The sequence below is a fragment of the Stagnihabitans tardus genome (assembly GCF_009925085.1).
GTDB classification, from domain to species: domain Bacteria; phylum Pseudomonadota; class Alphaproteobacteria; order Rhodobacterales; family Rhodobacteraceae; genus Stagnihabitans; species Stagnihabitans tardus.
The window spans coordinates 166068-188104 of sequence record NZ_JAABNR010000006.1; the positions used below are offsets into that span (position 1 = coordinate 166068).

Below are 22037 nucleotides of genomic sequence, written 5' to 3' on the forward strand. Positions count from 1 at the left end.
GGCCGAGCGGGGATGGGTGGGCGGGAGCGAGGCCCGGGTAGGGTCGGGTTTACAGGACCACGATGCCGGAATGCTTGGCCTTGTGCTCGGGCTCGACATGGATGGTGATGACGCAGCCCTCGATCAGCGCCTTCAGCGCCGCCTCGACCCGGTCGCACATTTCATGCGCCTCGATCACGGTCATTTCGCCCTTCACCACCAGGTGGAACTCGATGAAGGTCGCAGGCCCCGCCGCCCTCGTCCTCAGGTCATGCGCCTCGACCGCCCCCACGGCCTCGAGCCCGATCACCCGCCGCACCTCGGCCAGGACCTCTTCGGAGAGGCTTTCATCCAAAAGCCCCGAAAGGCTCTGGCGCATCACCTTCCAGCCTGACCACAGGATGTTCAAGGCCACCAGCCCCGCCAGCGCCGGATCGGCCCAGGTCCAACCGGTCTCCAGCGCCAGAAGCACCCCCAAGGCCACCACGACCGAGGAAACCACATCCGACAGAAGGTGCTTGCCATCGGCCACCAAGGCCGGAGAGCGGTGTTTCCGCCCCTGGTGGATCAGCACCCAGCACCAGATCCCGTTCAAGACGCTGGCCCCGGCATTGACCAGGATCCCCGCGATCGGCGCCTCCAGCACGCGGGGCGCCATCAGCCCCTCATAGGCCTGTTTCATGATCAGCAAGGCCGCCACGATGATCATGACGCCTTCGAGGATGGCCGAGAAGAGCTCGGCCTTGTGATGGCCGTAAGGGTGGTTGGCATCGGCGGGCTGCGAGGCATAGTGAATGGCCACAAGCGCCGCCACCGCCGTCACGACATTGACCGTGCTTTCCAGCGCATCCGACAAAAGCGCCACCGAGCCCGTCATGACCCAGGCCAAAAGCTTCAGCCCCAGGACCACCAGCCCCACGGCAATGCTGCCCGCCCCCAGTTTCATCGCCTTGGACATGGTCTCTCCGCCTTCGTCAGGGGAGCGGCCCTAGCAAAGCCCGGCCCCCAGATCAACCTTAGCCCGATGCAAGCCCGCCATGCAGCCGCCTTTTTCCCTTGAAAACGGCGAAAAACAGGCGCATAGCACCGCCCATGCCTGCGATCCGCCCCGGACGCGGGCCAATCCTCTTTTCGGAGTGACCATGGCCAAGGAAGAACTGCTCGAATTCCCCGGTGTCGTCAAGGAACTCCTGCCCAATGCGACATTCAAGGTCGAACTCGACAATGGCCATGAATTGATCGCGGTGATGGCAGGCAAGATGCGCAAGAACCGCATCCGCGTTCTGGCCGGCGACAAGGTGCAAGTGGAAATGACCCCCTACGACCTGTCGAAGGGCCGCATCAACTACCGGTTCAAGTGAGGCTGATCCTCGGTTCCGCCAGCCCGCGCCGCAAGGACTTGCTGGCGCAGCTGGGGATCGTGCCGGACGCGATCCTTCCCCCTGACATCAACGAGGACCCGGGGCCGCGCGAGCTGCCCCTGCCCTATTGTGCAAGGCTCGCCCGGGAAAAGGCCGCCGCTGTCGCCTGCGAGCCCGATGATCTCGTGCTCTGCGCCGATACGACGGTGGCGCTCGGCCGCCGGATCCTCGGCAAGCCCGCCAATGCCGTCGAGGCCGCCGCTTTCTTGGCGCTGATGTCGGGCCGCCGCCACCAGGTCATCACCGCCGTGGCGGTGAAGCGCGGCGAGAGGCTCTGGGCCCGTGAGGTCACCTCGCAAGTCCGCTTCAAGCGCCTGTCCGAGGTCGAAATCGCGGCCTATGTCGCCTCTGGCGAATGGCAGGGCAAGGCGGGCGGCTATGGCATCCAGGGGCTCGCGGGCGCCTTCATCCCCTGGATCCAGGGCTCCTTCTCCGCCATCATGGGCCTGCCCGTGGCCGAGACCGCAACGCTTTTGGCCGCCGCCGGCTGGCCGGTTTGGAGACAGTCATGAACGGCCGTGTCATCGTCCTGGACGAAATCCAGGGCCGCAAGGCAGCAGCCCTGATCTCCGAGGGGCGGCTTGAAGAGCTGCTCATCGACCCCGAGGACGACACGCCGCTCCCCGGCGCCATCTACCGCGCAGTGGCCGATCGCCCGATGAAGGGCATGGGCGGCATGTTCGTCAAACTGCCCCAGGGCTCGGGTTTCCTGCGCCAGACCGATGGCCTCGCCCCCGGTCAGCGCATTGTGGTCCAGGTCACCGGCCCCGCCGAGGAGGGCAAGGCCCTGCCCGTCACGACGCGGCTCCTCTTCAAGGGGCGGCTTGCCATTGTGACGCCCGAGGCGCCGGGCCTGAACATCTCGCGCCGCATCCGCGACGAGGGCCTGCGGGCCGAGCTCCAGGCGCTCGCCGATGCCGCGATGGAGGGCTCCGCCCATGGGCTGATCCTGCGCTCGGCCGCCGAGGAGGCCGAGGCCGAGGAAATCGCGGATGAAGTGGCCGAGCTGCGCCAGATGGCCGATGCCGTGACCGCCGATCTGGACGGCGGGCCGGAGCTTTTGGTCGAGGGCGCCTCGGCCCATGACACCGCCTGGCGCGACTGGGAGGCGGCCGATGAGGTCGTCACCGAAGGCTTCAAGCGCCTGGGCGTCCTGGAGATGATCGACGACCTCTTGTCGGCGCGGGTCGACCTGCCCGGCGGCGGTCACATGATGATCGAGCCCACCCGCGCGCTGGTCGCTGTCGATGTGAACACCGGGCCGGATGGCTCTCCGGCGGCAAGCCTGAAGGTGAACATCGCCGCCGCCCGCGACCTGCCGCGCCAATTGCGGCTGAGGGGTCTGGGCGGCCAGGTCGTGGTGGACTTCGCGCCGATCCCCAAGCGCGACCGGGCGATCCTCGACCAGGTCCTGAAGGCCGCCTTCAAGTCGGAAGGCGAGACCAACCTGCCCGGCTGGACGGGCCTCGGGCTTTACGAGCTGGTGCGCAAGCGCGACCGGCTGGCCTTGGCTGGATTGATGAAGACGGGGATGGCAAAGTGAGCTGCCCGATCTGCGGCAAGGCCGCCCCACCCGAGGGTCAGCCGCCGAAATACCGCCCCTTCTGCTCCAAGCGCTGCGCCGACATCGACCTTGGCCGCTGGCTGAACGAGGATTACCGGGTGCCCGCCCAGGCAGAGGACGATTCCGCCGAGGTCGATTCCCCCGACCCCGGCCAAAACCCCGCCCGCCGCCCGATCTGAAGCGGCTTTCCGCCGCGTCCCGAGCCCGGATCCACGCCCCGCAAAGCCTTTGGGCCTGCGGGGTGATTTCATTTCAGATCAGCCTGTTGCGCGGGTTTCTTCAAGTAATCTTGGGCCTGTGAGGCACCCATCTCCTTCCCCCATAAAACTTTTCGCGCCGAAGTTCATTTTTCTGTCAAACCCCTCTGGACAGGCGCATTCCCCTGACGTATCACCCCGCCATCCGAAGGACAGAGACGTCCACACAGTGTGCCCAGATAGCTCAGTCGGTAGAGCAGCGGATTGAAAATCCGCGTGTCGCTGGTTCGATTCCGGCTCTGGGCACCACTCCTTCCCATTGAAAACAAAGATGTTTGTGTTTCGCGTCCGGCGGGATGTGCCTTTATTGTGCCGTCCTGGACAACATATGGACAACATGACGCGAACCTCGGGCAGTGGACCGGCACAGGCTCGATCTTGCTTCTGCCCGCTGTTCACGAAAAAGAGATCCAATCCGGACGCAGCGCAGTGATCAGGTTGCTATCATGAAGGCGAGGCTTTGCGGCCCGCCTTCAGGAGAACCCGAATGAACGCCATCACCCCCATTCCCCGCCCCTACCTGACCGAGCAAGAGGTCGCAGACCGCTTCAACGTCTCCACCGCGACCATCCGGCGCTGGATCCGCGAAGGCGCGTTCCCCAGAGGACTGCGCATCGGAACTGGAACCACGCGGTGGCGCTTGTCCGATATCGAGGCCTATGAAGCCTCCCTCACCTGGGCCCTTTGCACCATGCCCATGGACGTCGCCCTCGACTTCGGTGCAGCTCAGACCGAGGTGTAACGACATGGGACAGATGATCACGCTCACCCGCGACGCCTGGCGCGAAGTGGATCCCGCTGATCCTTCCACCGCCGTCGCGCATGCCGATGGCATGCCCCCGGGGCTTGAGCTCCTCCCCGACGGCCTGTGGCAGACCGCCCCGGACGGCAAAACGCATCGTATCGGCTCCTGGCTCGTCATCGAGGCGCTCTTCAAGGAGGCCGTCGGACAGGGCTGGGGCAAGGTCGTGGTCATCACCGACCCCGATGGCACCCGCCACCGCCTGACCTTCCTCGATGGCGAGATTGCGACGAACTGGAGCAAGGTGCTCTCTACCCTCCTGAATGCAGGTTACCAGCTGGGGGAGGCCCCGGACGCTGGCAAGCGGCTTCAGCGGGTCTTGCAGGCCTGGCGGCCGCAGGCGCGGAGGTCCCGTATCGGCCGGATCGGCGTGCATTTGACGCCGCAGCCCTGCTTCGTTCTGCCCACCGGGCAAGTGATCGGGGCCGAGGGACTGGTCGCCGATGCCGCCGCGACCTCTGCAGCCGCAGATATGCAGCCCGCAGGCAGAATCGAAGACTGGCGCGAGCAGATTGGCGCGCTGTGTTCCGGCAATCCCCTGATGATCATGGCCGTGTCGCTGGCCTTCTTCGGCCCGGTCCTCGGCCTCGTCGACCCTGACATGGGCGGCGGCTTTCACCTCGGTGGCTCCAGCTCGCGGGGCAAGTCCACGATTGCAGAAGTCGCCGCCTCGGTTTGGGGGGGGCCGCGCCTCCGCCGCAGCTGGAACGCCACGGCCAACGGGCTCGAAGCCCTTGCGGTCGCCCATAGTGGAACTCTCCTGATCCTGGACGAGATCGGCGAGGCCGCGCCCAAGGTCATTGGCCGTGCGATCTATGCGCTGTCGAATGGGGCGGGAAAGGGTCGGATGACCTCTGAGGCGGGGCTGAGGGCTGGCGAGAGCTGGGCGCTTGCTTTCCTTTCGACCGGGGAACTTGGCGTGGCGCGCAAGCTTGCAGAGGCCGGGGTGGATATCATGGCCGGCCAAGCGGTGCGCTTGATCGAAGTGGCCGCGGATGGGCGCCGCTTTGGCGCCTTCGACACGCTTCATGGCGCAAGGGATGGGGCGGCCTTTGCAGACCTGATCAAGGCGCAGAGGCTTCGCTTCCATGGCACGGCGGGCCCCGCCTTCGTCGAGGCGGCCTTTGCCGATGTGGAGGCCACACGCGCGCAGATCGGCACCCTGGCGCAGAATGGCATGGTCCGGATGCGCAAGGGCCTTGGCGTCGAGCCCGATGGCCAGATGCTCCGCGTCTTGAAGCGCTGTGCCCATGTGGCCGCCGCAGGAGAGCTTGCCACCCGCCACGGCCTTACGGGTTGGGCAGCAGGTGAAGCCGAAAACGCACTGGTCGAGGTTTTCGAGGACTGGCTGGCCGCCCGCGACGATGGCTCGACTTTGGCCGCGACCCTCCACCTTCAAAAACTGCGGTCCTGGCTGCGGGATCATGACAGCGAGATCGCGGAGCTTCCTGTGGTCAGTGTGTCCAGAACGAAAGGGTGGAAGGACAAGGAGAGGATCTACCTTTCGCCGGAGGCATGGGTCGAGATCCATGGCCCCAGCCATGCATCTGTCTCGCGGGTCCTCGAGGGTGCTGGTGTTCTCGAAACCGGCGACGGGCGCAACATCGCGGCTCGTGCCCCGCGCGCCATCCCCGGACGACCCAGGGTCTACCGTTTGAGGCGGGCTTGCGTCGAAGGCGTGGCCTCCCCTGACGGAACACACATGGAATGAGCCCCGACGGCCGGTCGGACCGCTCGGACCAGATGGTCCGACTGGTCCGACATTGTTGAGAGGGAACATCCACACCTTTGGACAAGCTATTGCTCTGCTTGATTTTTACGCGGAGACGGCGTAAGATAAGTAAATGCTTATCTTAAGGCCAGATCATGCGTGCCGCCTTTGACCCTTCGAGCCTGACACTGCAACTCCAGGCCGATAGTCGCCTTGGACAGGCCCTTCTGATCCACGTCGATCAGGCCCTGCAGTCCGCCGACCGTCTGCCAAACCACACCCCCCATCTGCTCCTCGCTCTCACTGTATTTGGCCAACTTGCCCCTTGGCTCATCGAGCTCTCGCTGCCTTGGTAGCCCCAGGCCCAACCGTCTGCCAAGCCACACCCCTCACCTCATGGCTCCCCCATGTCCCAGATCGTGTCAGACCTCCCCCGCCTCTTGATCGCTTATGCGAGAGTCTCGACCGATCAACAGAGCTCGGACCTTGATGGCCAGATCCGGGACTTGAATGTCGAGGCTGACCAGAGAGGCTATCCCTTTCTCGAGATCCATGAGGATGTCGGATCAGCGCACAAGCCCACCGCCGTGAACGACCTTCCCGGCCTGAAGGCGGCGCTGAAGCGCGCGGTGGAGCTGGGCTCTGGTTTGGTGATCCGGGACCCAAGCCGCCTGTCACGCAACCTGAAAGAGTTCCGCGAGCGCATCGCTCCAACGAGTGTGCCGATCCATTCGCTTGAGCATGGCCGCATTCTCTCGGTCGCAGAACTCGAAGGAGAGATCCTGAAGGCGGAAAGGGACGCGGAATCAATTGGCTCCGGCACGAAGCTTGCTTTGGGGATGAAGCGGAAGTCGAGGCCCGACAGTGCCGAGATGCGCCGCCGCGCGCAAATCGATGTGCAGAACCGTCAGTTGCAGGTGATGGAAGACATCATCGTCGGCAAGAGGATCCTCCGGGACAATCCTGCAATCACCGCACGGCAATTCGGGGAAGAGCTGATCCGGAATGGGCGCCGCCCGCCCCGCGGAGATCACTTCACGCTTTTGACCGCCCGGGAAAGGTTGCGCGCCACGAAAGCGGAAATTGAGCTCGAGGACGAAGAGGATGATTTCCCGGGCGAGATCGGCGCAGGCGGGGCTTCCGGCATGGCCGCTGGCGATGAGCCGCTCAGCGCTGCTGACGATCCTGCTGCGGCCTGCGACGATGCGCGGAGCGCTTGTCAGTCGGGGTGCCTGGGGCTGGAAGACAGGAAACGCGCGCAGCAGGCTTTTGGAGACCGCTCCCCGGTCCCCACGCAAGGATGGCAGGCAACCGTCCACGGCCCTCGCATCGGGCAATGCGAACCGGAGCCGCAGGAGCGGCCTCCGCCGGGCAGAACCTGATCGACTTGGCTCAGATCTTCCCCACGTCATCGCCATGCTTCGGAACGCTATGATCAAGAAGAGAAACATCTCTTCTTGATGGAGACCAAAATGCCGAAAAAGCCCTTCGCGGACAGCAAACTCGCACGTTTCGTGGATCAACGGATCCTTGAGTTGCGGCCCAAGAAATCCCAGGCCGAGATCGCCGAAATCGCGGGATTCACCAACGCGAATTTCCTCTCGATGGTGAAATCCGGCGTGTCGAAACTGGCCATCGACCGCGTGCCCGCGCTCGCGAAGGCGCTCGAATGCGATCCCGCGTATCTTCTGCGGCTCGCGCTCGAACAGGCCGAGGGAAACACGGCCGCTGTGGCCATCTTTGAGATCCTCGGCGATCCGATCAGCGAAAACGAACGCGGCTGGATCGCCGAGATCCGCGATGCGAGCGGCGACACCGATCCGCGCTTGACGCAGCGCAGCCGGATCGCCCTACGCACCATCTTCTTGAAATGAGGCCGCGATGAAGAGCTTCGACGACTTCCTTCTCGCATCGCACGCGCCCCTGACCGAGGCCGAACGCGGCTGGATCGACATCCTGCGCGCCATCCATCCAGGCGGCGTGCCGAGGCCCGGCTTGAGATCGGCTCAGCTCCTGCGTCGCGTCCTGGGCGTGCCGGCCCCTGACGATGAGGTCTTTCGACATGGCCAGGAAGAACAGCACCCGAATGGGGGTTAGTCGACGTTACCTCAGAGGCCGCTGGGGGGGGCAAGGCGATACCTCCTGCCCACGAATAGGTCACTCCGCAACCACCTGAAAATGCTGTCTTTGGTATCGAGCGCCACAGATGCACACGCGAAGTTACCAATGAGAGTCGCTCGAAACCGCAGCCACTCTTTCAGGTCGAGACCGTTCCAGCGGGCCCATTGAAACGTCGGGGATCGGAGCTTTTGCAAAACACGCCCAACCCCGAAATCAACCATGGATTGCAATGCCTTGCTCCCAAACGGCCCAAGCTGAACGGGGGGAAGAATCCTTGACCGGCGGGAATCGCCATGCAACGTTTTGACTGTCCGTATGAAACGGCGAACCGCCCAGAATTGATTTTCAGGCAATCGGCGATCCTGCCGCGTTTCCATGCAAAGGAATTTCCAGATGACCTCATTGACCCTGGCGGCCTTGAGCCCTGCCGTGACCTATTCCGAAGGCGCGGTGAATGCCGGCGCCCAGCTCATTGATACCGAGGTCACGCTTTCAGGTCCCTCGGATGACTACACGGACGGCAACCTGACAGTCAGCGGGCTGTTGGCCGAGGATGTGGTGGCTTTGCGCAACCAGGGCAATGGGACGGGCGAGGTCGGGGTCAGCGGGACCATCGTCACCTTTGGCGGAGTGGCGATCGGCAGCCTTTCGGGCGGCGCGGGCAGTGCCTTTGTCGTGACCTTCAACGCCGATGCAACGACGGCCGCGGTTCAGGCGGTGATCGAAAACCTGACCTATGCCACGACTTCGGATGCGCCGACCTTGCACCGGACGCTGACGGTGAATGTGACCAATGCGGCGGGTGAGGATTTGGGTGTTGGCCCCGACAGCGAGCAGGGATACACCCTGTTGACCGGCAACGCAGACCCGTTCCACGGCGCGGCCACCAACCTCTTCAGCCGCCCGGCGCTGGTCGATTTCGACACGGATGGCGACCTCGACGTGGTGGTGGGCGAATACTTTGGTCCGCTGCACAGCTTTCGCAATGATGGCGCGGCGGGTTTCACGGAGCTGAAAGGCGGCGACAACCCTCTCGCCTCGGTGACCGGCGGCATGTTCGCCCCCCTGGCCCCGCCGAATTTCACCGATCTGGACGGCGACGGCGACCAGGACCTGGTGATCAGCAACCTGGGCGGCAGTCTCTCGACCTATGAAAATGACGGCGCGGGGGCTTACACCGAGCTGACCTTCTCGGACAATCCTTTCGACGGCTTCAACTTTGGCTTTTTCGCCGGCGTGACCTTTACCGATCTGGATGGCGATACGGACCTGGACATGGTCGCCTTTGCCGACCCGACGAATGTCTTCGTCTATCTGCGGGATGCCTCGGGCACCTTCGTCTATGCGCCCTCCGGCAGCAACCCGCTGGATTCGGTGCTCGGGCTTGGCCTTGGGATGCCTGCCTTCTTCGACATGAATGGCGACGGGGCGCTGGACCTGATCGCGGGGGGCAATGACGGCGGCCTTCATGTCTTTATGAAACAGGCGGCGGGCGGCTACCTCGAGGCCACGGGCGCGGCCAATCCGCTGGCGGGTCTTGTGGTCGACAAGGATGCCAGCCTGTCGATCGGCGATGTCACCAGCGATGGCTTGGCCGATCTGGTGGTGAACGATGCGAGCGGTCAGGTCAGGGTCATTGCGCGCTATCAGACTGCGGGCGTTGGCGTCGAGGTGACGGTGACGCCGGAAAACGACGGTGCGCCGACGGGCACCCTGCCCGCCTCGGTCCAGATCGTCGAGGACACCGCCACGGGGCTCGACCTCAGCGGCATGACCTTTGCCGATGTGGACAATGATGTGCTGGAGGTTACGCTTCTGGCCGCGCAAAGCTCGTTCCTTTTGTTGGGGGCGGTTCCGGCGGGGATTGCGATTTCGGGCAACGGCGGCGGCTACCTGCGGCTGACCGGCTTGGCGGCCGATCTGAACGCCTGGCTTGCGACGCCGGGCGTGATCGGCTTGCGGGGCGCGACCGACGCCAGCGGGGTGGCGGCGGACCGGGTGACCGTGCAGGTCGAAGACGGGACGAGCCCGACCGTGACGCTGGGCCCGATCCTTGTCGACATCCAGAATGTCAACGACGCCCCCGGCTTTGTCTCGCCCCTCGGCACGGTGACGGTGCCCGAGAATGACGCCAACGCGGGCGTGTTCCTGTTTCCGACGCTGGTGCTGTCCGATCCCGATGGCAACATGGCGGGTGGCGGGCTGACCATCACGGGGATTCTGGCCGAAGAGACGATCTCGCTGCGCGAAGGCAACATCAGCCTCTCGGGCGCCGATGTGGTCTTTGGCGGGCGGGTGGTGGGCCATGTCTCGACCGGGACGGGAAGCTTCCATGTCGATTTCACCGCGGATGCCAGCCTGGCCTCGGTGCAGGCCGTGTTGAGCGCGATTGTCTATCACAACAGCTCGGACGCCCCGGTCCGGCACGACATGACCATCGAGATCATCGACGGCAATGGTGCGAACCTGGGGGGCGTGGCGCCCTGGACCTATGCCCAGGTGCCGAAGTCCGGCCAATTCAACGGCATACTTGCAGACGACGCCGGCCCGCTTTTGATGATCGATTTCGACCGCGACGGCGATCTGGACCTGGCCTTCGTCGATGGCGCGCGGAACCTCAACGTCTATGAGAATGTGGACGGCGTGATGACGCGCTACGGCAGGGAGCCCCTGGACCTTACGGCCTCGAACGGCGCGCCGCTGCAAAACGTCACGCTGGTCGACCTGGATGGCACGGGTTCGCTTTACGCCCTGGCGCTGGACCCCTTGGGGCAGTTCCACACATTTGCCCCGGACCCGGTGGACGGGACCTATGCCGAACTGACCGGCCTGGACGATCCCTTTGGCGGGCTGACCGGCGTGGTGGGCACGCCGGGCTTTGCCGATCTGGATGGCGATGGCGACCTTGACATGGCGATGGCGGGCAAAGACGGCGCGCTGCATGGCTTTGAACGGATCGGCGCGGGCTTTGTCGAGATGACCGGGGCGGCGGACCCTTTCGCGGGGCTCGGCACTCCGGGACTTCAGGGGCTGGCGCTGGGTGATCTGGACGGCGATGGCGACCTGGACCTCGTGGGCCTCGATGGCACGCTCAGCCTTGTCAGCTATATGAACAACGGCGATGGCACCTGGGCCGCCTTGACCGGCGCAGGCTATCCTTTCGACAATGGCGCGGTCTTTGCCTTTGTCAGCCCGACGCTGGCCGACATTGACGGAGATGGCGACCTGGATCTGCTGGTGCCGGATGCCTTCGACAACATCCAGACCTTTCTGAACACCACCCAGCGTGGCCAGGTCTTTACCCTGGACATGACTCCGCAGAACGATGCGCCGGTGATCACGGCCGCCCCCACGCAAATGACCCTGCGCGAGGATATCGCGGGCCGGGTGGACCTGAGGACCCTGCGCCTGTCGGACCCCGACCAGAACGACCCCGCAATCGCTCTGACCCTGAGTGCCTCGCAGGGGAGGCTTTCGGCCACCGCGGACCTCGGCGTCCAGGTCTTGCTCAGCGGCCAAAGCCTGGTGCTTTACGGCACGGCCAGCCAGATCGAGGCCTACCTGGCCAGCCCGGGGCGGGTGCAATACCTTGGCGCGCCCAATGCCTTCGGGCTTGGGGCCGCGACCTTGACCCTGACGGTCAGCGATGGTCACGACCAAAGGGATGGCGGAACGATCGTGCTGGACATCACCGAAACGGTCGATGTGCAAATCGGCAGCGCCTTGGTCGACGTGCTGTGGGGCGATGCCGGGCGCGACCGGATCGACGGGATGGGCGGAGACGACCTGATCCATGGAGGCGCGGGCCCCGACCGGCTGACCGGCGGCACGGGGTTCGACACGCTGGATTACAGCGGATCGCGTTTTGTCTGGATCGACCTGAACATCGGGGTCTCGGGCAACCAGCGCGCTGCGGCGGGCGATGCCTCGGGCGATGTCATCTCGGGCTTCGAGGCGGTGATCGGGTCGGATTTCGACGACCGGCTGAGGGGCGATGCCGGGGCCAACGGGCTTTACGGCGGGGCGGGTGACGACCTGATCCGGGGCGGAGCCGGGTCCGACACGATGGAGGGCGGCGCGGGGCGCGACACCTTGGACTATTCGACGTCACAAACCGGTGTCGTGGTCCAATTGATCACCCGGGCCTCTGGGCTGCAATCGGCGCGGGGTGGCGATGCCGAGGGCGATGTCATCTCGGGCTTCGAAGCCATCATTGGCTCGGGCTTCGACGATATCCTGACCGGCGACACGGGAAACAACTCGCTGAGCGGCAAGGACGGCGCGGACCGGCTTGCGGGCGGCGCCGGGCGCGACCTGTTGACCGGGGGCGAGGGAGCGGATGTCTTTGTCTTCAACACGGCGCTTGGGTCTGGCAATCTCGACCGGATCACCGATTTCACCCAAGGCCTGGACCGTGTCCTTCTGGAGAACATGGTTTTCCTTGGCCTTTCCACGGGCGTCCTGCTTGATGCAGCCTTCCGCAGCAACACGACGGGCCTGGCCGAGGATGCCAGTGACAGGGTGATCCATGACAGCGCCACCGGGGCCCTGTTCTTCGACGCGGATGGGTTGGGAGGCCAAGCGGCCGTGCGCTTTGCCACGGTATCGGCGGGCCTGGTGCTGGATCACACGAGCTTCTTCGTCCACTAGCTCTCAGGGGCTGATCTCGTCTGCCTGACGCTCGCGCGTCTGACCGAGTAGCAAGCCATCCTCAACCACCGGAAGGCGCTCTGAGATGAGGGGAAGGAATGGAATGAGGGAGGCACCGATGCGCCTGACATTAGGCAAACATCTATGACCCAATCGGAGGTCATCTCTCTCCGTGATGTGAACGCCCGAGATCAGTCAAACGTCAACTTCAAGGAAACGAACGAAGGATGGAACGCCTGGAAAACTTGACCAAGACAGTTACATGATCCGCTAGGCTGTGAGGCTGCCGAAAAACGTGGGGAACATCAGACGCAAACCACGCTTGCTCGTGCATCGAACCGTGGAGGTTTCGCCCGCGCGCCAACATAAACGTTCTCCGTCAACCCCGCCCTCGACCTTCCGTTCCGCCCCCTATTGCCTGCAGCCTGCTTGCCGAGATCCTTTCCTCGACCACAGGCACACAGAATAAGCGCATGCCGGGATGTGCTTTCGACGCGCCGCAAGGCGCGCTCTTTCTCTGAGTAGCGTGAGCGATCCGCCCGGACTGATCGCCAACTTTGGGGCTGGGCACCACGCTCAGCCCTTTTTTTGCGAATAGGCCCCGGCTGCCGTGAACACGCACATGGACCCGGACACGATGTTCCTCGTGAATGCCCCAGATGCAAGCGGTGGTGATCTACCCAGCCGCCCGTCCCTCTGGTGAACTCGAACGTGCTGCGGGGGGCGCTGACCTCCAGAGGCAAGGCCATTTACTCTTGGTGCCCTCATCTCTGACGCCAATGGGACCAAGGTCCTACACTCAGTAGTCATTTTTCCGCCGAAGATCACAATAGGCATACAAGATCGCGCCGATGTGACCGGCGCACTGGGCCAAGGTAGTAGCGCGTTAAGCCGATGTTAAGACCTGTGACTGAAATCTAACCATAGGCTTCAGAACGGAGAACCAAGATGGATAACCAGGAAAACTGGACACTTGCTCTGACTGCCGCCTCTGTCGCGGAGGCGGAAGGTTTCACCGAGACCGCGAAGGCCTTCGCCGAGATCGCCGCGATGGAGATGGACGTCACCGCGCTTTTCGATGGGCCGTTCAACCTGGACGACATCAGCGCTCCAGAGACCGTCGCGCCGGGCCCTGAGCCCATCTTTCGCTCGGTAAGACTTCGTTAAGCAAAGCCAGAGAAGCTGTCCTTGGGACGAAACCGTCGAGGGACACGATGGAAAAGCTGGAATGGATGCGGGACGTGTTGACCCGGATGGAGATCGACGCAACCAAACGCGGGTGGGTCGAGATGATCGAGCAGATCAACGCTACCCGCGCGGTGCTCACCGCTGAAGCTGCCTTGCACAAGCAGCCAGAAAACGTGATCCGGATCGACTTCCGATCGGTTCGCAGCACGCGGCATCCGCAAATCAGCGTCTTTCCCTGAACATTGCCAGCAAAGAACTTCGTGTTCCCGTGTAGCGGCGACGAAACACTTGAGTTGCTTGGGTCACTGAAAGGTGCCCAATTCCAGCCGAACAAGCAGGTGAAAAGCGCCGCTGCCAGCATGAGAAAAAGGGGCCCAGTGGGAAGCACTGCGTTAGCCCTCACAAGTAACCAAGGTGCTGGCGCTCCGATCGATCCGACTGCTCCGACACATGGGCGAGGAAGGCCTTTCATCACCGCCCCCTCCTTCTCAAGTCGGTGCACCTGCACATCCGACCCGCACAATCTGACCTGCCGGGAATCGGTCGCATCTGGGGTCACCGATCTGACCACACCCTGCCCCGCCAGGAATGGCCAGACGAAGTCCTAGAAGCGGGTCGATTGGACGAGGGGGATGGTCCCCGGCGCCGCGATGCGGGGAAGCCCATAAACTTCCGCAGGGTGCGCAGGTCATCAGCCAGGAAAACCATCCAATCGCACCTGGCAGGGATAACCGCTAGATTGGTTTTCCGGGTCCGCGCAGGAGATAGGCACAGCAACACGCTCTTGGGGGTTTTGACAAAGTGGCGACGTCGGGGTTGCTCTTCGGCTTTCCCCAGCGCTCAGCAAACCAGATGCCCCCACCCAAAAGGACCACGACAGATCCGGACACCAGCGCCAACGCCTCCCCGTCGAACCAACTTGAACGGAGCCGACTTTGCGGTGAGGATCGAAGCGATGGACGGGCATACTGCCGAAGACGCGTAAAGTCGGGGCGATTGGAAGAAGAACGCGACGATGATTGAGCTCCCTGCCCAAGTCGCTTTTGCCCAAAAGCCTTGGCATGGCGCTCCAAGTCCTGTTGCCTGTTCCATTAAGGACAAGACATTTCGATGAAGGCCTGAAGAAGCATGATGGAAAATGAAGCGCTGAGTGTCGCCGATCTCGTCCGGCTTGGCTTTTGCAGGATCGGGCGGTGGACGCTGACGGAGGACGCCCTTGGTCATGGCGCAACCGATGCGCATCCTGACAGAGAGAAGATCCTGGCCACATCCCATGCGCTTTATGCCTTCGCCACCGGCGAAAAGGTTCTCTACATCGGCAAGACGGCCCAGGGTCTGGCAAGGCGCCTCGCGGGTTACAGCAGGCCAGGGGCGACCCAGGCCACGAACCGCAAGTGCCATGGCCTGATCCGCGCGGCGACCTTGCGCGGAGAGGCGATTGACCTCTACGGCTTCGCCCCGCCCACCGACATGGCCTTCCTCGGCTTTCCCGTAGATCTCGCCGCAGGTCTGGAGGACGTCTTGATCCGACGTTTTCGACCCGCCTGGAACGGCGGAGGCGCGCAATCTGTCCGCAGGGCGATCCACGTAGGCGAACCACCATCCGCGGAAAAATTGAACTCGGAGCAGGCGACCTTCTCCATCGCGCTGTCGGCCACCTATTGGGAGAAGGGCATCGTCAACCCCGGCGTCGCGGTCAGCGACCTTTTCGGGGCCACCGATGCCGATCTGACGATCAGCTGTGCGCTTGGAATGTTGGCTGCAAACCGGCAGGGCGCAGATCAATCGGCCCCGACATGCGCGACCTTTGTGGGAACAAAGCCCGGTCAGAGTTCGCAGTGTGGCCTGCAATTGCTTGCCGAACCAGCTCGCGGCCTGCGGGTCGGGACTCCCGCACGGTCGAAAGGCCCGGAACCTTCGCCACCCGCGCTCAGCTGGCGGATGACTATTGGAGCCAGGCTGCGCCTCTGCAAGACGGAAGTTCTCGCGCCGGGCGCTGGCAACGGATCATCTGGCCTCTATCGCCCGCAGACAGGAATATCCGCATTTGAAGCTGCGGCTCACATCATATCCCACCATGAACAGGGCCTTCTCCCACTGAGAGAGGTCAGGCGCGTCTTTTCCCGCCTCTTCAACCGTCTGTCGCAGAAGACGGCTGGGATCGCGCATCATCCGCGCGTGATTCTGGTCCATATCCTGACCGAACAATGACCGAAACTCGAAGGTTGCGTCGCTGGGATCCCGTTTGTTCTGCTGCCCCGGAATCTGCGTCTGCGATTCCCCCCAAAGAAACGCCAACTGGGCCGGGACGTCCCCTGCCTCCCGTGCGTGCAGATAATCCCGCGCCAAGAGCCCGAGTGCGGCACCGACGCGGCCGTCGTAGATGATCAAATTGTCTGGACTGGCTGCGGCATAGACCTTGGTCATCGCCGAATTCATCAAGAGATCTATTGCACTGAAGGGTTCAAGCCCAGGTTCTAGCCCGCGAAGATGTTTCACAGCCCGTTTGATATCTTGGCAGAGTTTGCTCTCGAGTGCGCGTTGCTCTACCCAGCACCGTGATCGGTTGGGGCCGTTCCTGTTGGGCCTCCCAACCCCACCCCAGTCGAAGATTTGCCCACAAATCGCAGCGGCACCCCGGTCGTCACCATGCTCAAGGGCATCCTGCAAGGCGATGGAGAGTTCAGGAAAGTTCCCCGGCCAGCAGTAGTTCTGCGCGGCCTTTCGCAAAGAATTGCGTCACCATGCTCAAGGGCATCCTGCAAGGCGCTGGAGAGTTCAGGAAAGTTCCCCGGCCAGCAGTAGTTCTGCGCGGCCTTTCGCAAAGAATTGCAATGCCAGAAAGTTCGTTGCCCCGGTCCTCTCGGCCCACGCCAGCTCGTCCAGGCAGCGTGATGCGTCACGCGATAGCAATGGTGAAATCCGTGCACCCCTCGATCAAGCAAGAACGCCGAAAAGCGCGAGAAATCATCGTCCATTGCAAAGCTCCTTTCTCCAAACAGAGAGGCAAGATAAGCGAAGCGGGCTTTTGCGGCTAGGACTCGAAGGCGACCGAAGGCTTTTTCATGCACTGTCGCAACGTTTGATGGGCCTCGAGGACAACGAGATTGCCACCCTAAGGCTCCAGGCGGGGCCTGGACAAAGCCCGGGCCATGGCTAACCTGGGCCCGGAAAGTTATCGGAATCCCCCTATTGTCCTGCCCCATCTGTTCGAACCCCGACGTGATCGCCGCCCCGCGCCATGTGCCCCGTTGGGCCGAGATGTCGGCTCCGGAACAATTCGCCATGCTGGCCCGGCTGGGTGAGGCCCTGGGGTCAGGTTTGCCGGGGTTCCATGCCAGTTCCGAACATGGGCATTTCCATCTGGCGCCCTCGGTTCCCGCAGGAACCCGGCTGACGACCGGGGGAGCGGACCCTCTTTTGCCCCTCCTCCTGCGCGATATCGACCTTGCCAAACAGGTCGATCTTGCCGTGGCCTTCGCCATGACCTCGGGCGTCAAGCTGCTTCTCCCCTGGTTCCGCGATCTCCTGGCGCGCGGCGGGCGGCTGAGGATCGTCGTGGGCGATTACCTCGACGTTACCGAACCGCAGGCGCTTTGGCAGATCCTGGACCTGGAGGCGCAGGCTTTTGTCCACGAGACCGGCACCGGCTCCTTCCACCCCAAGGCATGGCTTTTCCGCGCCGAGGATCGCACGGGGCGCGCGGTGGTTGGGTCATCGAACCTCAGCCAGACCGCCCTGACCTCTGGCGTCGAATGGAACCTGCATTCCGAGGGCGCGGCCGATGCCGTCGAGGCCGCCTTCGAGGAGCTTCTCCGCCATCCCAAGACCAGGCCCCTGACGCCCGATTGGATCGAGGCCTATGCCGCCCGCCGCGATCCGCCACCCGCCAGCGTCAAGCTGGTGGCCGAAGAGCCGCTCGTGGCGCCCCCAGAACCGCACCCGATCCAGGCCGCAGCCTTGGAGGCCCTGAAGGACACGCGCGCCAAGGGCCATGGCCGGGGCCTCGTCGTTCTGGCCACCGGCCTTGGCAAGACATGGCTGGCGGCTTTCGATAGCGCCCCCTTCGCCCGGGTCCTCTTCGTCGCCCACCGCGAAGAGATCCTGACCCAGGCCATGACCTCCTTCCGCCGCATCCGTCCCGACGCCCGGATCGGCCGCTATGACGGGACGGAAAAGGACGCCTCGGCCGACCTGGTCTTTGCCTCGATCCAGACCCTGGGCGCCGCAGCCCACTTGCGTCGCTTCTCCCCCGACGCCTTCGATTACATCGTGGTGGACGAGTTCCACCATGCCTCCGCCGCCAGCTATCGCGGGCTCTTGGCTCACTTCACCCCGCGTTTCCTCCTGGGCCTGACCGCCACGCCCGACCGCAGCGATGGTGCCGACCTCTTGGCCTTGTGCGAAGACAACCTCGTGTTCTCGGCAGACCTTTTCCAGGGGATCGAGGCCGGGCTTCTCTCGCCCTTCGCCTATGTCGGCGTGCCCGATGACATCGACTATGGCCAGATCCCCTGGCGGTCGAACCGCTTCGACCCGGCGGAACTGGAGGCCAAGCTTGCGACCGAAGCCCGGGCCGAGAATGCCTTCCAGGAATGGCAAAAGCACCGCGCCGGGCCTGCGATCGGCTTCTGTTGCTCCATGCGCCATGCCGATTTCATGGCGGAGTATTTCCGCGCCAAGGGGATCAAGGCGGCCTCGGTGCATTCGGGCCCAAGCTCTGCGCCGCGCGCCTCGTCGCTGTTGGACCTGCGCGAAGGGCGGCTCGAGATCCTCTTCGCCGTCGACATGTTCAACGAGGGCGTCGACCTGCCCGAGGTGGCCACGGTCCTCATGCTGCGCCCCACCGAGAGCGTGATCATCTGGCTGCAGCAGCTGGGTCGCGGCCTGCGCAAGCTGCCGGACAAGGTGCTGAAGGTGGTGGATTACATCGGCAACCACCGGATCTTCCTGACCAAGCTGCGCGCCCTCCTGGGCGGAGGCCCCGGCGACCGCAGCCTCTCGCAGCGGCTGGACCAGGCGATGACGGGCAGGCTGGAGCTGCCGCCGGGCTGTTCGGTGACCTATGAGCTCGAAACCATCGAGATCCTGCGCGGCCTTCTGCGCCCGAAGGCCGCCAGTGACGAGCTGGAAGCGCAATACCGCGACTTCCACCTCCGGAACGGCCTCCGCCCCACGGCCTCCGAGATCGCGGCCATGGGCTTCGATCCGGCCAGAACCGGCCATGGCGGCTGGTTCGACTTCGTGCGCGACATGGGCGACAGCGTGCCCCCCGCCTTGACGACCCACGGTGGCCTGTTGCGGCAGGTGGAGCGCGAGGCGACGATCTCCCGCGAGGACCTGACGGCGCTGGAGGTCATGGCCGGAGGCGGCACCACCACGCGCGGCCTAAGGCTTTGGGCCGTCTCGCCCTTCTTTCGGCATGCCGATACGGGTTTGACGCTCGCCCGCCATGGCGAGGGTCTGGGCGAGATGATCGCAGAGCTGGCAGATTGGCGGCTGGCCCAGACAAGGGCAAAAGAGGCTGCGGAGGCCCCTGCCCTTTATGTGACAGGGCCGGAGCTTTGGCGCGAATACTTCCGGCAGGACATAGCAGGGCTCTTTGGTTTGAAGTTCAACGAGCCGGCTTGGCGTCAGGGTATAGTCCCACTTGGGAAAAGGCTCATCCTGCTCACGACCCTCGAGAAGGAAGGAATGTCTGCCGGGCATGAATATGATGACCGCTTCCTGTCAGCCCAGAAAATGCAATGGGCCAGCCAGAACAAGACGCGCAGGACCTCACTGCAGGGGCGTATCCTCAACGGCACCGAACCAGGCGGCGAAGTCCATCTCTTTGTTCGGAAGACCAGCAAGCGGGGCTCCAAGGCCGCCCCCTTCCTCTACTGCGGCCGCCCCAGGTTCTTGTCCTGGGAGGGCGAGGCCCCGATCACCGTGACCTGGGAGCTGCAGGAAACGGTGCCAGCACAGTTGCGCCGGGCACTGGGCGTTCCCGAGGAAGCCAAGCCTTGAAGACCGCAGGCGAGCACGCCACACAGACCATGCAGCTCCTGCCAATGGGCCGGTCTAGCGGCCGGCGCCGTCGATCCAGCATTTTGCCTGGGGTGAGGCGCTTGGGATAGTGCTCCACCATCCGCTCCAGGGCCGCGACCTTCTTGCGCCTGGCCCGCAGGGGTCTCAGGGTTTCCCCTGGCACGTCCAAACCCGTGACCCGCTTTCGGACATTTGCCCCCCCCTCACCCTCGACGCCCGTTCTGTCGATCAAGCGATGCAGCGCCCCCCGATGGGGATGTTCACGGCAAGGGCGCATGGTCTCGGCTGAGCATGCCGCGTCGGCATCTCCAATCCCGCGCCGACGCGGCGAAAAGGCCCTCGACGAACCCGGTCGTTTGCCGCAGCGCCATCCTCCCCTGACAGCCGGGCTGCTCCGCAGCGTTGCCATGGAGGGCCCCGCTTGCCGGTCGGGAGCAACCCAGGTCGTCAACGGCCCACAGCGCTTGGGGCGTTCACGATGGGCTCGGAGCCATGGCGCCTCGGGGACGGCATCGCCCGTGCCCCCTTCATTCCCCCCCGCCTTGCGAGGGACGTTCAAGACCCGGGTGCCAACGACGCTGAACAGATGTCCGCCGGATCGAGCGCCAGGACCTTGCCTCTTGACAGGAGCAGGATGCCGCCCGCCCCAACCGGCCTCAATCGCTTCGACGATCTGGCGCCCCTGTCCTTCCATGACGCGGAAAGGGGCCGGTTCCCTTGCGCAGCGCGCCTCGCAAAAGGCCCCAAGGCCCCTTGCCCCGAGCCGGTTGGGGCGCCAGCCCCAGAGGCGAGACAAGGGAATGAGGGCGCTCTTGCGCCCTCTCCTCATGGTCGCCCCATGGCGCCGCGCTCAGCCCTTCTTGTCGATATGCTTGCGCAGCCGCGAGGGCGCGTGCCACTTCGGGTTCTTGAACGGGTTCTTGTCGCCCTGGCTGCGCAGCGTCAGGCGAATCGGGGTGCCCGGCATGTCGAAATGGTCGCGCAACCCGTTCACCAGGTAGCGGCGATAGCTGTCGGGCATGTCCTCGGGATGCGAACACATCACCACGAAACCCGGAGGCCGCGTCTTGACCTGGGTCATGTAGCGCAGCCGGATGCGCTTGCCGCCGGGGGCGGGCGGCGGGTGGGCCTCGGTCATGGCGCCCAGCCAGGTGTTCAGCCGCGCCGTCGAAATCCGGCGGTTCCAGACCGCATGGGCCTTCAGGATCGCCTCGTGCAGCCGGTCCAGACCGCGCCCCGTCTTTCCCGAGATCGTAACCAGCGGAGCGCCGCGCAGCTGCGGCAGAAGACGTTCGAACATCTCCTTCAGCTCGGCGAGCTTCTCCTGCTTTTCCTCTTCCAGGTCCCATTTATTGATGGCGACGACCACCGCCCTGCCTTCGGTCTCGGCAAAGTCGCAGATGCGCAGGTCTTGCGTTTCAAACGGAATCTCGACGTCCAGAAGCACGACGACGACCTCGGCAAAGCGCACGGCGCGCAAGCCATCGGCGACCGAGAGCTTCTCCAGCTTCTCGACCACCTTGCCCTTCTTGCGCATCCCCGCCGTGTCGAAAATCCGCGTCGGAACGCCGTTCCAATCGGTCCGCACCGAGATCGCGTCGCGGGTGATCCCGGCCTCGGGGCCCGTCAGCAGGCGGTCAAAGCCCAAAATCTTGTTGATCAACGTGGACTTGCCCGCATTGGGCCGCCCGATGACGGCAATCTGCAACGGGTGCTTGTCCGAAGGGGTCCAGCTCAGGTCCTCTTCTTCGCTCTCGGCCTCTTCCTCGGAAATCTCGACCTCGACGATGGGCGCGTCCTCGACCGCGCGGGCGGCGAACTGCTCCTCAAACGGCAAAAGCGCGCGGTAGAGGTCGTCGATCCCCTCGCCATGTTCCGCAGACAGGCGGATCGGCTCGCCGAGGCCCAGGGACCAGGCCTCGATGGCGCCGCCGTCGCCCGCCTTGCCCTCGGCCTTGTTCACGCCAACGATGACCGTCTTGCCCTTCTTCCGCAGGATCTCGGCAAAGGTCTCGTCCGAGGGGGTCACGCCGACCCGCCCGTCGATCAGGAAAAGCGAGATATCTGCCATATCCACCGCCCGTTCCGTCAGGCGCCGCATCCGGCCCTGAAGGCTGTCGTCGGTGACCTCTTCCAGGCCGGCCGTGTCGATCACGGTAAAGCGCAGGTCGAAGAGCTTCGCATCGCCCTCGCGCAGGTCGCGGGTGACGCCGGGTTGGTCATCGACCAGCGCGAGCTTGCGCCCGACGAGGCGGTTGAAGAGCGTGGACTTGCCCACATTGGGGCGGCCCACGATGGCGAGCGTAAAAGACAT

The 22037-nt window shown here is 64.2% G+C and carries 17 protein-coding genes and 1 tRNA gene; 15 read left to right on the forward strand and 3 right to left on the reverse strand.

Annotated elements, in window-relative coordinates:
• Nucleotides 1-49: 49 nt before the first annotated feature.
• Nucleotides 50-937, reverse strand: coding sequence for a cation diffusion facilitator family transporter (locus GV832_RS08280; protein ID WP_168774375.1), 888 nt, complete (start codon nucleotides 935-937; stop codon nucleotides 50-52).
• 184 nt (nucleotides 938-1121) lie between these two features.
• Here GV832_RS08280 and infA point away from each other — a divergent pair, with 184 nt between their 5' ends.
• From infA to GV832_RS08315, 7 genes are all read left to right on the forward strand, one after another.
• On the forward strand, nucleotides 1122-1340 hold the full coding sequence (infA, locus tag GV832_RS08285; RefSeq protein WP_008028414.1) for a translation initiation factor IF-1: 219 nt from the start codon (nucleotides 1122-1124) through the stop codon (nucleotides 1338-1340).
• Nucleotides 1337-1912: a Maf family protein gene (locus GV832_RS08290; RefSeq protein ID WP_168774376.1), complete on the forward strand. Its 576-nt coding sequence runs from the start codon at nucleotides 1337-1339 to the stop codon at nucleotides 1910-1912. Before infA ends, GV832_RS08290 begins: the two co-directional genes overlap by 4 nt.
• Nucleotides 1909-2943: a ribonuclease E/G gene (locus tag GV832_RS08295; RefSeq protein ID WP_168774377.1), complete on the forward strand. Its 1035-nt coding sequence runs from the start codon at nucleotides 1909-1911 to the stop codon at nucleotides 2941-2943. Before GV832_RS08290 ends, GV832_RS08295 begins: the two co-directional genes overlap by 4 nt.
• Nucleotides 2940-3143 carry a DNA gyrase inhibitor YacG gene (locus GV832_RS08300; protein WP_168774378.1) on the forward strand — a complete coding sequence of 68 codons (204 nt, stop codon included), beginning with the start codon at nucleotides 2940-2942 and terminating at the stop codon, nucleotides 3141-3143. The genes GV832_RS08295 and GV832_RS08300 overlap by 4 nt, the downstream gene beginning before the upstream one ends.
• Nucleotides 3144-3394: 251 nt before the next feature.
• Nucleotides 3395-3470 (forward strand) — tRNA-Phe (locus GV832_RS08305).
• Nucleotides 3471-3708: 238 nt separating this feature from the next.
• Nucleotides 3709-3963, forward strand: coding sequence for a helix-turn-helix transcriptional regulator (locus GV832_RS08310; RefSeq protein ID WP_168774379.1), 255 nt, complete (start codon nucleotides 3709-3711; stop codon nucleotides 3961-3963).
• Between the two features lie 4 nt (nucleotides 3964-3967).
• Nucleotides 3968-5734, forward strand: coding sequence for a DUF927 domain-containing protein (locus tag GV832_RS08315; RefSeq protein WP_168774380.1), 1767 nt, complete (start codon nucleotides 3968-3970; stop codon nucleotides 5732-5734).
• A gap of 137 nt (nucleotides 5735-5871) precedes the next feature.
• Here GV832_RS08315 and GV832_RS08320 read toward each other — a convergent pair whose 3' ends face one another.
• Nucleotides 5872-6051, reverse strand: coding sequence for a hypothetical protein (locus GV832_RS08320; RefSeq protein WP_168774381.1), 180 nt, complete (start codon nucleotides 6049-6051; stop codon nucleotides 5872-5874).
• A gap of 90 nt (nucleotides 6052-6141) precedes the next feature.
• Between GV832_RS08320 and GV832_RS08325 the strand changes: the two genes are divergently transcribed.
• The 8 genes from GV832_RS08325 to GV832_RS08360 all read left to right on the forward strand — a co-directional run bounded on the left by GV832_RS08325 (nucleotide 6142) and on the right by GV832_RS08360 (nucleotide 19702).
• The gene (locus GV832_RS08325; protein ID WP_168774382.1) at nucleotides 6142-7116 is read left to right on the forward strand and encodes a recombinase family protein; all 975 of its coding nucleotides are present in this window, start codon (nucleotides 6142-6144) and stop codon (nucleotides 7114-7116) included.
• A 78-nt stretch (nucleotides 7117-7194) separates the two neighbouring features.
• Nucleotides 7195-7608, forward strand: coding sequence for a helix-turn-helix domain-containing protein (locus tag GV832_RS08330; protein ID WP_227754309.1), 414 nt, complete (start codon nucleotides 7195-7197; stop codon nucleotides 7606-7608).
• Between the two features lie 7 nt (nucleotides 7609-7615).
• The gene (locus tag GV832_RS08335) at nucleotides 7616-7831 is read left to right on the forward strand and encodes a hypothetical protein (protein WP_168774229.1); all 216 of its coding nucleotides are present in this window, start codon (nucleotides 7616-7618) and stop codon (nucleotides 7829-7831) included.
• A gap of 417 nt (nucleotides 7832-8248) precedes the next feature.
• Nucleotides 8249-12505 (forward strand): calcium-binding protein, encoded by a 4257-nt coding sequence (locus tag GV832_RS08340; RefSeq protein WP_168774383.1) that lies wholly within the window; start codon nucleotides 8249-8251, stop codon nucleotides 12503-12505.
• 948 nt (nucleotides 12506-13453) lie between these two features.
• The gene (locus GV832_RS08345; RefSeq protein WP_168774384.1) at nucleotides 13454-13672 is read left to right on the forward strand and encodes a hypothetical protein; all 219 of its coding nucleotides are present in this window, start codon (nucleotides 13454-13456) and stop codon (nucleotides 13670-13672) included.
• A gap of 47 nt (nucleotides 13673-13719) precedes the next feature.
• Nucleotides 13720-13932, forward strand: coding sequence for a hypothetical protein (locus GV832_RS08350; RefSeq protein WP_168774385.1), 213 nt, complete (start codon nucleotides 13720-13722; stop codon nucleotides 13930-13932).
• Between the two features lie 889 nt (nucleotides 13933-14821).
• Nucleotides 14822-15904, forward strand: coding sequence for a GIY-YIG nuclease family protein (locus tag GV832_RS08355; RefSeq protein WP_168774386.1), 1083 nt, complete (start codon nucleotides 14822-14824; stop codon nucleotides 15902-15904).
• Nucleotides 15905-16915: 1011 nt separating this feature from the next.
• On the forward strand, nucleotides 16916-19702 hold the full coding sequence (locus GV832_RS08360) for a DUF3427 domain-containing protein (RefSeq protein ID WP_354001941.1): 2787 nt from the start codon (nucleotides 16916-16918) through the stop codon (nucleotides 19700-19702).
• A gap of 871 nt (nucleotides 19703-20573) precedes the next feature.
• Here GV832_RS08360 and der read toward each other — a convergent pair.
• On the reverse strand, nucleotides 20574-22037 hold the full coding sequence (der, locus tag GV832_RS08365; RefSeq protein ID WP_168774387.1) for a ribosome biogenesis GTPase Der: 1464 nt from the start codon (nucleotides 22035-22037) through the stop codon (nucleotides 20574-20576).

What these genes read in the sequence shown, in the direction of transcription:
- GV832_RS08280 (WP_168774375.1), bottom strand. Translation starts at nt 937, where the DNA reads ATGTCCAAGGCGATGAAACTGGGGGCGGGCAGCATTGCCGTGGGGCTG.
- infA (WP_008028414.1), top strand. Translation starts at nt 1,122, where the DNA reads ATGGCCAAGGAAGAACTGCTCGAATTCCCCGGTGTCGTCAAGGAACTC.
- GV832_RS08295 (WP_168774377.1), top strand. Translation starts at nt 1,909, where the DNA reads ATGAACGGCCGTGTCATCGTCCTGGACGAAATCCAGGGCCGCAAGGCA.
- GV832_RS08310 (WP_168774379.1), top strand. Translation starts at nt 3,709, where the DNA reads ATGAACGCCATCACCCCCATTCCCCGCCCCTACCTGACCGAGCAAGAG.
- GV832_RS08315 (WP_168774380.1), top strand. Translation starts at nt 3,968, where the DNA reads ATGGGACAGATGATCACGCTCACCCGCGACGCCTGGCGCGAAGTGGAT.
- GV832_RS08325 (WP_168774382.1), top strand. Translation starts at nt 6,142, where the DNA reads ATGTCCCAGATCGTGTCAGACCTCCCCCGCCTCTTGATCGCTTATGCG.
- GV832_RS08330 (WP_227754309.1), top strand. Translation starts at nt 7,195, where the DNA reads ATGGAGACCAAAATGCCGAAAAAGCCCTTCGCGGACAGCAAACTCGCA.
- GV832_RS08335 (WP_168774229.1), top strand. Translation starts at nt 7,616, where the DNA reads ATGAAGAGCTTCGACGACTTCCTTCTCGCATCGCACGCGCCCCTGACC.
- GV832_RS08340 (WP_168774383.1), top strand. Translation starts at nt 8,249, where the DNA reads ATGACCTCATTGACCCTGGCGGCCTTGAGCCCTGCCGTGACCTATTCC.
- GV832_RS08345 (WP_168774384.1), top strand. Translation starts at nt 13,454, where the DNA reads ATGGATAACCAGGAAAACTGGACACTTGCTCTGACTGCCGCCTCTGTC.
- GV832_RS08350 (WP_168774385.1), top strand. Translation starts at nt 13,720, where the DNA reads ATGGAAAAGCTGGAATGGATGCGGGACGTGTTGACCCGGATGGAGATC.
- GV832_RS08355 (WP_168774386.1), top strand. Translation starts at nt 14,822, where the DNA reads ATGATGGAAAATGAAGCGCTGAGTGTCGCCGATCTCGTCCGGCTTGGC.
- der (WP_168774387.1), bottom strand. Translation starts at nt 22,037, where the DNA reads ATGTCTTTTACGCTCGCCATCGTGGGCCGCCCCAATGTGGGCAAGTCC.